Source organism: Idiomarina sp. UBA4206, assembly GCF_002383015.1.
Lineage (GTDB): Bacteria > Pseudomonadota > Gammaproteobacteria > Enterobacterales > Alteromonadaceae > Idiomarina > Idiomarina abyssalis.
The window spans coordinates 10,603-24,825 of record NZ_DFTS01000074.1 but is presented as its reverse complement, the minus strand read 5'-3'; the positions used below and the strand labels follow the sequence as shown (position 1 = coordinate 24,825).

Sequence of the window (14,223 nt, the reverse complement as noted above, 5' to 3'; positions counted from 1 at the left end):
AATCAAAGCGTTGCTGCACCGCGGGTACCGACAACAAATTGAATAAATCGGTCTGAGTAAAACGCAACTGATCAACTTGCAACAGCAATTCCAGCGCTATCATTAACGGTCGCTGATGACGTTCACCCTGATCGGCAATGGTATAAGGAATAGCACGCGAGTCACGTTCGCCAAAGCGGTTATGATACCGACCAAATACCGCATCAATGTATGGCGCGTAGGTGTTGACGTCGGGCAGCATGACCATAACATCGCGCGGTTTTAACTCCGGGTCTTTTGCAAAGGCGTCCAGTAACTGGTCATGCAACACTTCTAGCTCACGCTGCGGGCTGTGGCAGACATGAAACTGCAGTGACTTATCGGCAGCATTCGGCGTAGGCCAAAGCTCGCGGGTTTCCTGCACCGGCCGCAGGTTTAGAATGTCGTCCTGCAACTGGGCTAATAAATGGTCCGTGTTATGGGGCTCAAACAGCTCCAGCTTAATGGTATTAAACGCTTCCTGTTTGGCCAGGGTTTCGTCGTATAAATCCAGCAGGCGGATATAATCCCGGCCCTGCTTACCCCAGGACGCCAGCAAGGGATGCGCCAGTTGGTGCAGTTCGTCGTCGTTCGGGTCGTCGGGCAGTTCCGGTTTGTGCTTTAAGCGCGAAGAGGCTTTAACCGCCTGCCGCAAGGCTTCTTTTCCATCGACAATATCCGCCCAGTGGTACTGCGATGGGTTATGCACACACAACAGAATTTGGGTATAGCCTTTAATGGCATCCAGCACCTGAAGCATTTGCTGCGGCAGCGAGGAAATACCAAACACCACCACCCGTGGCGGCAAACCTGCAGGGCGTTCAGTTAACGCCTTTGCCGTATCAATAAAGCGCTGATGCAGCTCCGCCCGGTTATTCCAGTAGTCATCTATGCCAATATCGTTGCTGACAGCGCGCCACAATTCCGGCTGCCACAACTGTTCGACTTCAACGGGCTGTTCCCGCTCCAGCACGTCCTGACCACGCACCCAGTTATCCAGCCAGTCGGCACGATACACCGCGTACTGATCAAACAAGTCGGCGAGCCGTCCACTCAACTGATACAGCTTGCGGCCGTCGTTGTCGTCAGAGGTATAGTGCTTAAGCGGAGCAAAGTGCGTGTTGTGCTCAATAAGCTCGGGCAACAAGCGCATTAACCGCCAGGTTAAGCGGTCTTTATCAAAGGGAGAGGTTTTGGGAATGTCGTCACCGAGCACTGAACGATACGCTTTCCACTGAAACCGCGCCGGCAAGGTGACATCTATCATGGCAGCAATGCCACTGGCCTGAGCTAAATTAATTTTAAGCCACTGGGCAATACCGTTGCTTTGCACCAGCACGGTTTCCTGCTCCAGCGGCGCCAGCGGATAGTTTTGGGTGAATGTAACCGCCACATCGGTTAAGTCTTCCAGCCGATGTCCATGCGCGACAATAAAGCCGGGGGTCAATTCACTCACTCGCTGCTCTCCCTGTAGAGTTACTGTAAGACATCCATCCTAATCAATAGGGAATTATCTTACTAGTTATAGAGCAACTTATCGACGCGCTTATTTCGCCAGTAGTTTGTCTTTGGCCTGACGATTCGCTTTACGCATTTCTGAGAAGGTCGAGTTCTTTTTATAGCGTCCCTTCTCTACATGACGAATTATCGATACATCTTCAATGTTTAATGGTTTTCCGTGCGTACCCAATAACCAGCGGAACGCGCGATCCTCGTAAGTTTTTACCCACCGGTCTTTCGGCTGCTGATAGCAGTCTATCTGCTCGCAGTAGCCATAGCGGCGTGCCGTGTCACCATGAACTATCTGCACCGGGCCAGACGCTTTTGAAAAGGTGTGGGTGGTAAAGTCCGCCTGCTGCAAACATTCTTCAACTGAGGTTTCTTTACCATTACACAGAACATCATGCTCTTCGCTCAGTAAAGAGGTTCGGGAAACCTGTTCCGGGAACGCCAGAATGCAGGACTCTTTGCGTAAGGTCTGTTTTAAGCTTGGGAAGGTATTTTCCCCAAACAGTAAGTCGCAGTCGGTAAACCAAATCCAGTCGGCTTTCGTTTCTTTTGCAGCTTTATTACGGCCTATGCCGCGGCGTAGTAAGTCGCCTTTGTTGAGCGCAATAAAATTCCACTCGATATTATCAACCTGTTTCGATTCATACTCTTTAATTAAAGCAACGGTGTTTTTGTCTTCGGGGCAATAAAAACCGGTCAGCGTAACTTTAAAGTCCTCCGGGGCATTATCCAGCAGCGACTTCAACTGATACACAAACAAATGCGAATAGTTCCAGCAGTGACTGACAATTTCAATATGTTCAGGTGTGCTGGTCAGGTCTTCAATTTCGGTTGACTCCGGTACATCATATAGCCAACTAGCCGGAACGGGACTGGATACCGCAAATCGCAATATGAACTCTTTACTTTGCTGTAACCAACTTCTTAGTGCCATTCAGCATTACCTCGCATTCGCTTTCTTTGAACGTACTATGGTATTTTCGACACAGGCTACAGAAGAACTGGACGCTTTGTAACCACTCTATAACGAACGAAGGGGTTAGTTGTTAAACCGATGAATTTAGTTAAAGGTTTTTTCACACAATTGCGCTATCGCTGGTTACGAAAGTATAAATCGCTGGCGGGCTCAAGTCTTAAACGAAACGCCCAGGCGATAACTGAACTGCAATGGCAACAGCGCGACACCTTAATTCAGTCGGAACACGCATTGCCCGGTCAGTTGATAGTGAACCTAACCTCCTTCCCTGATCGCTTTGCTAAGCTGCACCTGACATTAAAGTCGCTATTGTTACAGACGGTAAAAGCGGACAAAGTCATTTTATGGTTGTATCAGGACGACATTGCCAAACTTCCGGCAAGTGTCACTGTACTGCAAAAATACGGCTTAACCATTGCGCCAGTCAGTACCGACACCCGTTCCTATAAAAAGCTGATTCCGGCACTTAAAAGCTTTCCCGATGCCTTTCATGTAACCGCTGATGATGACATCTATTATCGCCCCAACTGGCTGGCAACCCTGGTCAATGCGTATACGGGTAATGACCAGGAGATTCTGTGTTGGCGGGCACATTACTTACGCCGGGCAACAAGCGGAGAAATACGACCCTACAGGCAATGGTACCCGAAAACAGAGGTACGGGGCCCCGATCCACGCCTGTTTTTTACCAGTGGCGCCGGAGTGCTTTTCCCGCCGGGTTGCTTTGATAAGCGCGTTACTGACCAGGAGCTGGCTTCTTCTCTGGCTCCTTATGCGGATGATTTATGGTGGTTTTGGTTAGCCAGCCTGAATAACTGCATCATACGACGAGTGGGTAACAACCCTAAACTGATTAACTGGAAAGGCAGCGGTGGCAGTTCGTTATGGCAGTTCAATAAGCGCGAAGATGGCGGCAATGACGCACAGCTACAGAATTTAATCGCACATTTTGGTCTGCCGCCAACCTTAGAGAAGAAGTAAAAGGATCAGAGAATGGAAATTTTTATTGCGGTATTTTTCTTTGCTTTTTCGACAACTATTACGCCGGGCCCCAACAATATTATGATTATGTCGTCAGGCGTGAACTATGGTGTTAAGTCCAGCCTGCCGCACTTCCTCGGAATTTGCCTTGGCTTTCCGGCTATGGTGCTGGTGGTTGGTATGGGCTTTGGTTCAGTGCTGGAGCAGTTCCCGCTTCTGCACCAAATGATTAAAATTGCCGGTACTGTCTATTTGCTTTGGCTGGCCTGGGTCATCGGCTCACAAACCCCCAAGGCAATTGAAAAGGGTGACCGTAAGCCATTAACCTTCTGGCAGGCGGTTTTGTTTCAGTGGGTAAATGGCAAGGCCTGGGTTATGGCAACAGGCGCAGTGGCAGCATTTACCACAGTTGCAGGCACCCTTTGGTCAGAAGTAATGGAAATAACTGCCGCTTTTCTGGCGGTGGCATTTCCTTGTGTAGGCGTTTGGCTGGTGGCCGGCGCCGGACTGAGGCAGTTACTCACCAACCACCGGGCACAAAGAATTTTTAATATCTCCATGGCGTTATTGCTGGTCTTTTCTGTTATACCGGTCGTATTGGATATATGGCAGTTCTATTTTAGTTAGCCTCAATTTGAACAACATAAAAATAACAATTTACGCTTACCTGACGATATGGTTAACTATTGACCATAAAGGCAATAAGGATGAGTCATGGACGTGAAAACCAAGCAAGTATCTTTTGATCAACTCATCTCAGAATTGTCGACTCGCCTAATTAACAGTGAGCCCACGGAAACCTACGAATGTATTGAAGAAGTTATTGCGGCTATTGGCGATTACACAGAGGCTGACCGTTGTTACGTATTTGAGTTTGATGACCATATTAAGCACATGACCAATACCCATGAGTGGGTTCGTGACGGTCACCAGGCACATATTGATAGTCTGCAGGCAATAGAAACTGACGATTTACCCTGGTTTTTTAAAGAAATGAAAGAAAACCACGTTTGCATTGTTAATGATGTCCAGACGCTTCCCCCTGAAGCTAATGCCGAAAAAGCAGAGTTTGACCGCGAAGACATAAAATCCGTTATTTGTATTGGTATGGTCGCTAACCACAAACTTCTGGGTTTTGTCGGCTGCGATATGGTGCAGAAAAAACGCCAATGGCAGCCAACAGACCTACGTCGCTTGAGCCTGGTTGCCGACATGATAGCCAATACCCTTGAACGGCAACGTACCTATGCAGAGCTCATCCACACCCAGCGGGAGCTGGAAAAAGCCAACCGTATGCTGCAGGCGCAAGTAGCACAAGATGGTTTGACCGGCATTGCCAATCGTCGCGCCTTTGACGAACGCATTACTAACGAAATTCAGCGTGCTTCTCGTCACAAAACTCCTCTGGCTTTGCTCATCATTGATATTGACCAGTTTAAGCCCTACAACGATCACTACGGTCACTTGCAGGGAGACCAGGCGCTTAAATCTGTCGCCGACGCGATGTTTGATCAATTGCAGCGTAATACAGATTTTCTGGCGCGTTATGGCGGAGAAGAGTTTGTTGCGGTAATTTCAGCCACCGACGAGCAAAAAACCAAGGACAGCATTCAGCAATTGCTGGAGGCTGTTCAGAATCTCAAAATAGAACATGAGCAGTCGCAGGTTGCGCCCTATCTAAGTATTAGTATTGGCGGCTACCTGCACACACCGACTGCTGACGAAAATACCGAAGCCTTAATTAGCCGGATGATTTCAAAAGCAGACTCGGCGCTTTATCGCGCCAAGTCTGATGGTCGTAACAGAGGGTATTTAGATTACTAACCTTATTGCGCCAACTGTTTTTGCGCTCTTTATCGTCAACGCCTTTAAGTTCTGCAAGCAGTTGCTCCGAAGTTTCCGTGTCGCCTTTTAGCGCCAATAGCTGTGCTTTTCTAAACTGGGCCCAGTGCGGCTCAGGCAAATTATCCGATGTTACATCTTCCTCTAAGTAGCTATTTAACGCTGCAATTCCAGCTTCGATTTGGTTTTCGGCTAAAACGGCGGTTTTTCCAATCTGATACAACGCCATACTGACTGCAGAACCGTCATCTGAAACGCCATTTACCGCTCTATCAAACAGCTTGAGAGCCGTATCAAATTCTCCTGCGCGTTGTTTTTGCAAGCCTGAATACAGCAAAACGTCCGCATTATTTGGGTGTGCTGCTATGGTTTCTTCCAGCAAAGACTCAGCTTCTGTCATCTTTTCATGCTTACGCAAATACCCAACTTTCGCGAGCGCACCTTGTGCCGGGTCTAACGCCATCATTTTCTCAATTTGAGCCAGCGCTTTTTCGTCATCACCGCCGGCTATAGAGGGCGCCATTAAATAAAACTGCATTAAGGCTCTGCGGTATTTAATACTGTCAGGCGCCAGCTCAACTGCTTTCTCAAAGGAGTCCACTGACTTGCCGGCGTAGCTCATCGCACTGAAAAAGGCATTTTGTGCCTGTTGCGCCATCACCACCCCACGGGTATGCCATGCTTCAGCGTTTCCCGGTTCATTTTTAACCCATTCCTCGACGCTGTTTTCAGCGCTATCCAATGAGCCATCAGCCAACTGCTGCTGAATAACCTGCTTCGTTTCCACCTCGGCATAAACGCCGGGCGCAAAAATTAATGTTGTAAGTAAGAATAAAAGCCACCTCACGAGAATTCTCCTTTTTCGTATTTTTGTGACCATAAAAATATAAGCACCGTACCTACAACACCCGGCACTACCCAGAATAACAATTGCCACTGCCCCAAGTGGGCCAACACATGACGCGCGCCAAAAGCAAAGAACGCTGTATAAACCGCTATACCGGAACCACACATTGAACTTAAATGCTCTATCAGCCAGGCATTCTTCTTAACTGAGGGCGAAAATGCAAAACGCAACATTTGATACACGTTTACTAACCCTAAAATGCCAAAAATAATGTGTAACCAAGGGCTGACAAACTGAATAGCAGGCGTATTCATGCTCTGCCATAGCAACACCAGAGACATCACCGCCAAACCAACCGGTATCGATAAGTAGCTGAATGTGCGCAAGTTATCGCGACTTCGTTTCGACCGCAAAACAACGGTTGCGTTCCGAACCGAGGCAAAAGTAAACACGGAAAGGAACAACAGCAATGTCCAAAAGAAGCGAATCCCCTCTGTAACGGCGTCAGGTCTTTGGCTATTGGCAATGATGTCCGCTTTAAAATAAGCAGGAGCCACCAGAACCATTACTGACATGACGATGGCCGAAACAGCAACCGTATTCATGATCCAGACATACGCCTTACCGAACCGGCGATGATTCAGACTTCCCTTTTTTGTCACTACCGGTATCCAGAATAATGCCATCGCTATGGCACCAAACACGATGTGTAAATAAAGTAAAAAGCTGTGCAGCGTCAACATAATAAGCCCTCCTGTTTTTTTACAGGTTAGAGCGGTTCAACGGTGTCGGTTAGTGCAAGAAGTCACTTTATGAAACGTGACTTTTGACCTATTGCGAAATGCCGAGCTGCGGGCATACTTAACTAATGAATATAAAATCTGTTACTTCCAAATACTTAGATCATGAGCAGTGGGTTGCAGTGCTGGCCTGGGTGCTGCTGTCCTCGTTTTGTCTCTACTTACTGGGCCAAAGAGAGCAAACGCCTTTCTTCAGTTCGTACTGGATTATTTCCGCGGTACTTTTTTTGGTCTTCATTGTGTGCTTCACAATAGCCACACGGGAGCAGCCTTACAAAAACGAGCCTTGGCTACGCCTTAGTCTTGTCTTTATTCAATTAGTGGCTATTTTCAGTTTGTATTACTTAATACCCTATAGTGTTGTCGCCATATTGATGACGATTTGCATGGCACAGCTGCCTTATTACACCAGTATTCGAAACTCTGTTCTTCTCTCTATTCCTCTATCGGTTCCATTATGGTTGATTTACCAGTTTGGCTGGGGCGACAGTTATGCTTGGATATCCGCCATTCTGTTTTGGGCGTTTAATTTGTTTTCCATCGTGACCATGGGCACCCGGCTGAGAGAAACAGAAGCACTGGAGCGAGAGCAAGCTATCAATCGAGAACTTCGCGCAACACAAATGTTGCTTCAGGAAGCGAGTAAACAGAATGAACGGACTCGCATAGCCCGCGACATTCACGACTTAATAGGCCATCACTTAACGGCGCTTTCAATTAACCTACAGGTGGCAGCTCGAAAAGCAGATGATGAACTAAAACCCACTTTGGAGAAGAGTCAGAGCATTACCAAGTTATTGCTCTCCGATGTTCGTGAAGCGGTTTCCGATTTACGTGATTCGGCCGTGCTCGACATTGAGAACGCATTACAGTCTCTTTCTTATCACTCGGCGGACAAGCGAGTTGAGGTGGTTTGCCAGAAAAAACTTGGTATTCAATCCATCGATATTGCTGACGCTGTTCTGAGAATATCGCAAGAAGCAGTGACCAATTTCCTGAAGCACTCCAATGGTGATCGTCAGAGTATTTCTTTATCTCGCCAGGGAGATAAACTCTGCCTTTTTATTAAAGATAATGGGTCTACTCAGCATTTTAAGGGCGGAAATGGACTGACCGGTATGCAAGAGCGCGCCAATGAAATTGGTGCTGATTTGAGCGTGCAGACAAAGGGCAGAGGCTTTAGCATTCAGCTAACGCTTGAGGGTGATGTATGAGCATTAACGTTCTGTTAGTTGATGACCAAACATTAGTTCGGGAAGGTCTGAGTTCGCTCTTGTCACTATCCGACAATGTTACCGTTGTCGCGCAGGCTAGCTCTGGCAGAGAGGCGGTTAGGCTAACGACAGAGAGTGAACCTGATGTAATTCTCATGGATATTCGCATGCCTGACTTGAATGGTATTGAGGCCGTCGAGCTTTTGCGAAAAAAAGGCTTCCAAACACCGGTTTTAATGCTGACAACCTTTGATGACCACGAATCTATAATGAAAGCCATTCAAGCCGGCGCCGAAGGCTACTTATTAAAAGATGTGTCGCTGGAGGTGTTGGTTGGCGCTATTGAAGCGCTAGCCGATGGTAAAACCTGGCTTCAGCCCGCTATCACTGAACGTATCGTGCAAGGCTTAAAAGAAAGCAAAGCGCCTGAAAATGATAGTGAACAGACTCTGGTTGAGCCGCTGACAGATAAAGAAATTGCCGTTTTACGGTTAATAGCAGCGGGGCTCAGCAATAATGAAATAGCGGAAAGCTTGTTTAAATCAACCGGGACCGTTAAGAATCAAGTGTCGTCACTTATGGCCAAGCTCGGGGTACGTGACCGCACCCGAGCTGTGTTAAAGGCCATTGATTTAGGTTTATTGTAAGTTAGGCGTTCTTCTGCTTTTCAACCCATTGGTCAACACGACGCTCCAGAATATGCAGCGGCAATGCGCCACCACCCAAAACGGTGTCGTGGAAGCCACGGATATCAAACTTATCGCCCAAGGCTTCTTTGGCTTCTTCGCGCAGTTCCAGAATGCGGATCATGCCAATTTTGTAGGCCGTTGCCTGACCCGGCATGACCAGGTAGCGACGAACTTCTGAACGCACAGCGCCTTCAGCAATCGGCGTGTGCTGCTGGAAGTACTTAACCGCTTCCTCTTCAGTCCAGCCTTTGGCGTGCATGCCGGTATCCACAACCAAGCGCACGGCACGCCAAATTTCGGTGGTTAAGCGACCAAAGTCAGAGTAAGGGTCTTCATAGGCCCCCATTTCCTTGGCTAACTGTTCTGAATATAAGCCCCAGCCTTCACTGTAAACCGTAAAGCCAGCCTGAGTACGGAATTCTGGTACCGACTCCAGTTCCTGAGCAATAGAAATTTGCATATGGTGACCGGGATTACCTTCATGATAGGCAATGGCTTCCATTTCGTTTTTCGGCATCGAGCTCATGTCCGACAAATGCGCATAGTAAATGCCCGGACGCTCACCGTCAGGCGAACCAGGGTAATAATGCTGGGCCGCACCGTCTTGTTCACGGAAAGGCTCAACCCGTTTCACCACCAAGTCGGCTTTTGGCAAAATACCAAAATATTCAGGCAGTTTTTCATTAATGTACGCCAGATATTCGCGCGAGTCTTCCAGATACATTTCAGCGCCTTCGTCGTTGTTCGGATAGAAGAAGCGCTCGTCGGTGCGGATATAATCAAAGAAGTCCTGCAAATCGCCATCAAATTCAACTTTCTCTTTAATCGCGATCATCTCATTGGTCAGTCGCTCGACTTCACTCAGGCCTATCTCATGAATTTCATCAGCGGTTAAGTCAGTCGTCGTGTAGTTGGCCAAACGGGCGTTATAGTAAGCTTCGCCGTTTTCCAGACGATGCACGCCGGTTGCAACTTCGTCGGTATTCTCAATATCACTTTCAAGGAAGCTAATAAGCGCTTCGTAACTCGGACGGAAACGCTCCAATAACGCTTTGCGCACTTCTTTTTCGTATTTATCGGCTTGTTCGGCGGAGATCGCATCACTTTCCTGAAGAGTGCTGAGCTTGTTTTTAGCATCTTCCAGTAAGCTTGAGTCACCTTCTTCATCAAAAGGGGCGCCTGAAGTCAGGCCTTTTGCCTCTTTAATAACCTGCTCATACGCAAACCGCGGAGCACGAACGCCGTTCTCTACTTGTTCTTTCGCGCGCTGCAATAATTGCTCAATAGCCGTTGCACCACCCTTAATACGAGAAATGTAGGCTTCCATATCTTCCGCGTCATCCACCCGATGGAAGTTGATTAAAAACTGCGGTAAGAAGGTGTGCGCGCCACGCATTTGGTCAAATACGTAGTCCATGCCACGGAATTCGGCATTACGCTTGGCTTGTTCGTATTGGTAAACCCAAACGTCGTAAGACGTCTGAGCTTCGAGGTTCAGCTTGTCGTAATCAAAGTTCGCTTTCAGCTCTTCAACGCTATTTTCCAGCCACTGCAGCTGCTTTTTCTCAGCAGCGACGGTCATGTCATCAATGTCACCGTAGCGGTCTTTGCGACCCAGAAAGGTCATTTGAATGGGGCTTTGTTGAAGCTGTTGTTCGTACTTTTCTTCAAACCACTGGTTCAGGCGCTCAGTTTCTGACTGCGCCGTTTGCTCAACCGCCGTTTGTGAATTTTTTTCAGAATTGTTTTGCTGCGGTTGTCCGCAGGCCGTTAATAAGCCCAAAACAGCCAGGGCGACAATGGAATAACGCATAGCAGTGTCCTTTATTCTTCTTTTGATACAGGAAGAAAAACTATAGCGTGCTTGTTACACTAATGGAAATGCTTAAATTGTAACCGACTGTTTTATGGCGAAACCTAACAAGAAAGGGCCGGTTCGCACCGTGCAGATTTCTTGTCTGCAGTGCAAAACGCCCATATTTAAATATCGCAAGGGTGGCAAAGGCGCTTTGGTAAAATGCTTTATTGAGCGTATTGTTGAAGACCACACCACTAAGCCGTGCCATTGCCCCGGTTGTGGGCAGGAGTTTGCGCGCGAGACTATGATACGTGGCACTCCTGCCTACAAAATTATTGGCGGTAAAGTCCACTCAAAGTAGGTAAATCATGACAAGCTCAATAACGGTAAAAACAAAACAGGCTTACCAGCACGCAGCTGAACAGGCGAGCACTTCACTTCTGCGCCAACCTCAACCTGGCATGGCGGATGAGCTCAAATTATTGTCTGAACAACTTCAGAGCAATGAAAAAAGAGACGTCTACGGCAGCGGGGCGCTCATTAATGACTTTGAAGACGAAGTTGCAAAGCTGCTGGGTAAACCTGCCGCTTTGTTTTTACCCACCGGAACCCTGGCGCAACCACTGGCCTTGCGGATACATGCCGATCAACGTCAGCGTAATGGCGTAGCATTACACCCAACTTCACACTTAATGTTGCACGAACAAATGGGCTTTGAAGCCTTGTGGCAGCTTAACGGAACCACCACGGGCTTTGCCAATAAACCGATAACACTTAGCGATTTAAAGTCCGTGCAAACACAGGATCTGGCTGCCGTTTTACTGGAACTGCCCATGCGTGAAATTGGGGGGCAATTACCCGACTGGGACGACTTGGTCGCTCAGTCACAATGGGCGCGCCAGCACAATATAGCCATGCACTTAGACGGAGCCCGGCTCTGGCAGGTACCTAGCGCTTATGACTGTTCACTGCCTGAAGTCTGTGAGTTATTTGACTCGGTTTATGTGAGTTTTTATAAGGATTTAGGGGCTATCTCGGGGGCTATTCTGGCGGGTTCAGAAGCCTTCATAGAGCAAGCCAAAATCTGGGCTCGCCGTGCCGGTGGCAATATCATTACCCAGTACCCGCAGGTTTTGTCTGCCCGTTACGGCTTAAGAGAGAATTTACCCATTATGCCGGACGCGGTTAACTACGCCAAAGCACTCGGCGATGCACTCAACGAGTTAGAAATGCTAAAGGTAAATCCGGAGATACCGCAAGCCGCGATGTTTCACCTTCATTTTACTCTGCCGGCCAATACGCTCGGCGAGAAAATAACAGACTACGCCAGCAATACAGGAGTCATGCTATTACCGCTGCCAAGAGCAGAGATCAATGGTGAGGCTATTTGTGAGATTTCAATTGGAAGAAACGCCATGTCGCAACCACAAAGCTTCTGGCTGCGACATTTTAAGGCGTTTTTAGAAACGCTTTAGGCTTTTAGTGGTGCTCTTTGTGCTCACCTTCATGGTGTTTGCTATGCTCGCCTAACACGTGGTTCAGGGTGTCTAAGTAGCTTTTACCAAAGCCTTTAACACGTTGTTTGTTCATTGCCTCAGAGCCTAAATGCACTTCTTCCAGAGAGTTTGCCGCTACGTCGAGCTCTTTACTTAAACGGGCCAGTGCCACTTCCAGTGTGTAAGTCAGCTCGTGTACTTTCACCATGTCTTCCGCCGGCATGTCACCTTCAATAATTTCCTGCAACTTCGCATTGTATTTCGTCAGGTTCATAATAGCCTGTTCTAAGTTTTCAGAAGCCTCTGGTTTAAAATGCTGGTAACGCTGCTCGTCATCATTGTCACTGGCCGTAGCGGCTGCATTAAAAAGCAGTGCTGCGCCTGCTAGTATCATTGTTAACGCTTTCATAAAAACCTCATTAGTTGTTAATGGTTCTCATTATTGTTCAAATATCCATTTTTTACAAGCTGAATGAATGCGAACCTGATATTCTTAGCTTGATGTATATCAAGGAGTGACGCAATGTTTTCGTGGTTCGAGCGCCGATTAAACCCTTTCCCTGCGGAGGAACCCACTCAGGCTCCTACCGGCTTTTTTGCTTTCTGCTGGCATTATACGAAAGGGGCAACCCCCTTCCTTGCCGTTACGGCGCTACTTATGGCTGCCATTGCCGTAGCTGAAGTCTGGCTATTCGGCTTTTTAGGGCAGATTGTCGACTGGCTTGCCGCTCAGGACAAAGAAACCTTGTTAAGCGACCAGTTCTGGCCGCTGTTAGGCATGAGCGCGCTGGTTTTGTTAGGTTTGCCTCTGTTGGTCTGGTTCCACTCCTTACTGACCCACCAGACACTGCTTGGCAACTTCCCTATGCGCATCCGCTGGCTGGGTCACCGCTACCTGATGAAACAGTCCATGAGCTACTACCAGGATGAATTTGCCGGTAGGGTCGCCACCAAGTTGATGCAAACCTCGCTCGCCCTGCGCCAGTGCATCATGACCTTTATTGAAATAGTGAACTATGTCGTCGTCTATTTTCTGGGGATGTTTGTCATTATTGGCAGTGCCGACTGGCGCATGATGCTGCCACTGGCATGCTGGCTTATTCTTTACGCACTGCTGCTGCGTTTCTTTGTGCCTAAGCTGGGTAAAGTTTCTGCCGAACAGGCTGACGCTCGCTCCAATATGACCGGTCGCATAGTCGACTCTTACACCAATATACAAACCGTTAAGCTGTTTTCGCATTCTCAGCGTGAGGCGGCTTTCGCCCATGACGGTATGGATACCTTTTTAGGCACGGTGCACAAGCAGATGCGCCTGGTCACTCAGCTTTATGGTTTCCTTTATTTTATTAACTGCGCTCTGCTGTTCAGCTCGGCCGCTACCGCCATTGTGTTATGGATGGATAATGCCGTCACTCTGGGGGCTGTTGCCGTGGTTATTGGCCTGGTTCTGCGCTTATTTGGTATGTCACAAATGGTCATGTGGCAAATGTCGACCCTGTTTGAAAGTATCGGTACTGTTCAGGACGGAATAGGCTCTATTGCCGTACCTCAACGCATTGTTGATGAACATGATGCACCACCTTTAAAAGTAGAGTGCGGCGACATAGCCTTCGATCATGTGCGCTTTCATTACGGCAAGGGGCGTGGCGTAATGGACGACTTTAATCTGCACATTAAGCCTGGTGAGAAAGTCGGCATTGTTGGCCGCTCCGGTGCCGGAAAATCCACTCTGGTGAACTTGTTACTGCGTTTTTATGATGTTGAAGGCGGCGAGGTTCGTATTGATGACCAGGCCATTCATAAAGTACAGCAGGACAGTTTGCGCGCTAATATTGGTATGGTAACTCAGGACACTTCTTTGCTGCACCGTTCAGTGCGTGACAACATTTTGTATGGTCGCCCGGGAGCCAGTGAAGAGGAACTCATGAATGCGGTGCGACGCGCTCATTGCGAAGAGTTCATTGCGGACTTAAGTGACAGCAAAGGCCGCACCGGCCTGGATGCCCACGTGGGTGAACGTGGCGTGAAACTGTCCGGCGGCCAGCGCCAGCGC

The 14,223-nt window shown here is 48.2% G+C and carries 14 protein-coding genes; 8 read left to right on the top strand and 6 right to left on the bottom strand.

What is annotated here, in order from left to right:
* The coding region (locus B3180_RS14770; RefSeq protein ID WP_286845258.1) for an exodeoxyribonuclease V subunit gamma at positions 1-1,474 on the bottom strand (1,474 nt) is incomplete at its 3' end.
* Positions 1,475-1,564: 90 nt separating this feature from the next.
* Positions 1,565-2,461, bottom strand: a complete 897-nt coding sequence (locus tag B3180_RS14765) for a glycosyltransferase (RefSeq protein ID WP_199494840.1) — start codon at positions 2,459-2,461, stop codon at positions 1,565-1,567.
* Between the two features lie 120 nt (positions 2,462-2,581).
* Between B3180_RS14765 and B3180_RS14760 the strand changes: the two genes are divergently transcribed.
* From B3180_RS14760 to B3180_RS14750, 3 genes are all read left to right on the top strand, one after another.
* A complete protein-coding gene (locus B3180_RS14760; protein WP_273021754.1) occupies positions 2,582-3,484 on the top strand; it encodes a hypothetical protein in 903 nt (300 codons plus the stop codon).
* A gap of 12 nt (positions 3,485-3,496) precedes the next feature.
* Positions 3,497-4,111 carry a LysE family translocator gene (locus B3180_RS14755; protein ID WP_273021753.1) on the top strand — a complete coding sequence of 205 codons (615 nt, stop codon included), beginning with the start codon at positions 3,497-3,499 and terminating at the stop codon, positions 4,109-4,111.
* Positions 4,112-4,198: 87 nt separating this feature from the next.
* Complete coding sequence (locus B3180_RS14750; protein ID WP_273021752.1) at positions 4,199-5,308, top strand: sensor domain-containing diguanylate cyclase; 1,110 nt, start codon at positions 4,199-4,201, stop codon at positions 5,306-5,308.
* Here the strand turns inward: B3180_RS14750 and B3180_RS14745 are convergent.
* Together B3180_RS14745 and B3180_RS14740 are read right to left on the bottom strand one after the other, a co-directional pair.
* Complete coding sequence (locus B3180_RS14745; RefSeq protein ID WP_286845257.1) at positions 5,226-6,173, bottom strand: hypothetical protein; 948 nt, start codon at positions 6,171-6,173, stop codon at positions 5,226-5,228. The two genes, B3180_RS14750 and B3180_RS14745, sit on opposite strands and share 83 nt — an antisense overlap.
* On the bottom strand, positions 6,170-6,916 hold the full coding sequence (locus B3180_RS14740) for a hypothetical protein (RefSeq protein WP_273021750.1): 747 nt from the start codon (positions 6,914-6,916) through the stop codon (positions 6,170-6,172). The genes B3180_RS14745 and B3180_RS14740 overlap by 4 nt, the downstream gene beginning before the upstream one ends.
* Positions 6,917-7,041: 125 nt before the next feature.
* On the opposite strand from B3180_RS14740, the gene B3180_RS14735 reads away from it, so the two are divergent.
* Positions 7,042-8,187: a sensor histidine kinase gene (locus B3180_RS14735; RefSeq protein WP_273021749.1), complete on the top strand. Its 1,146-nt coding sequence runs from the start codon at positions 7,042-7,044 to the stop codon at positions 8,185-8,187.
* Positions 8,184-8,834: a response regulator gene (locus B3180_RS14730; RefSeq protein ID WP_273021748.1), complete on the top strand. Its 651-nt coding sequence runs from the start codon at positions 8,184-8,186 to the stop codon at positions 8,832-8,834. The genes B3180_RS14735 and B3180_RS14730 overlap by 4 nt, the downstream gene beginning before the upstream one ends.
* Position 8,835: 1 nt before the next feature.
* Here the strand turns inward: B3180_RS14730 and B3180_RS14725 are convergent, their stop codons facing one another.
* Entirely contained in the window at positions 8,836-10,689 is a 1,854-nt protein-coding gene (locus B3180_RS14725) for a DUF885 domain-containing protein (protein WP_278358957.1), read from the bottom strand.
* Between the two features lie 94 nt (positions 10,690-10,783).
* On the opposite strand from B3180_RS14725, the gene B3180_RS14720 reads away from it, so the two are divergent.
* Complete coding sequence (locus B3180_RS14720) at positions 10,784-11,035, top strand: hypothetical protein (RefSeq protein WP_053953456.1); 252 nt, start codon at positions 10,784-10,786, stop codon at positions 11,033-11,035.
* A 7-nt stretch (positions 11,036-11,042) separates the two neighbouring features.
* Entirely contained in the window at positions 11,043-12,149 is a 1,107-nt protein-coding gene (locus tag B3180_RS14715; RefSeq protein WP_273021746.1) for a threonine aldolase family protein, read from the top strand.
* Positions 12,150-12,153: 4 nt separating this feature from the next.
* Here the strand turns inward: B3180_RS14715 and B3180_RS14710 are convergent, their stop codons facing one another.
* Positions 12,154-12,579: a DUF6746 family protein gene (locus B3180_RS14710; RefSeq protein ID WP_273021745.1), complete on the bottom strand. Its 426-nt coding sequence runs from the start codon at positions 12,577-12,579 to the stop codon at positions 12,154-12,156.
* A 114-nt stretch (positions 12,580-12,693) separates the two neighbouring features.
* Here B3180_RS14710 and B3180_RS14705 point away from each other — a divergent pair.
* A partial coding sequence (locus B3180_RS14705; protein WP_286845250.1) for an ABC transporter ATP-binding protein occupies positions 12,694-14,223 on the top strand: 1,530 nt, incomplete at its 3' end.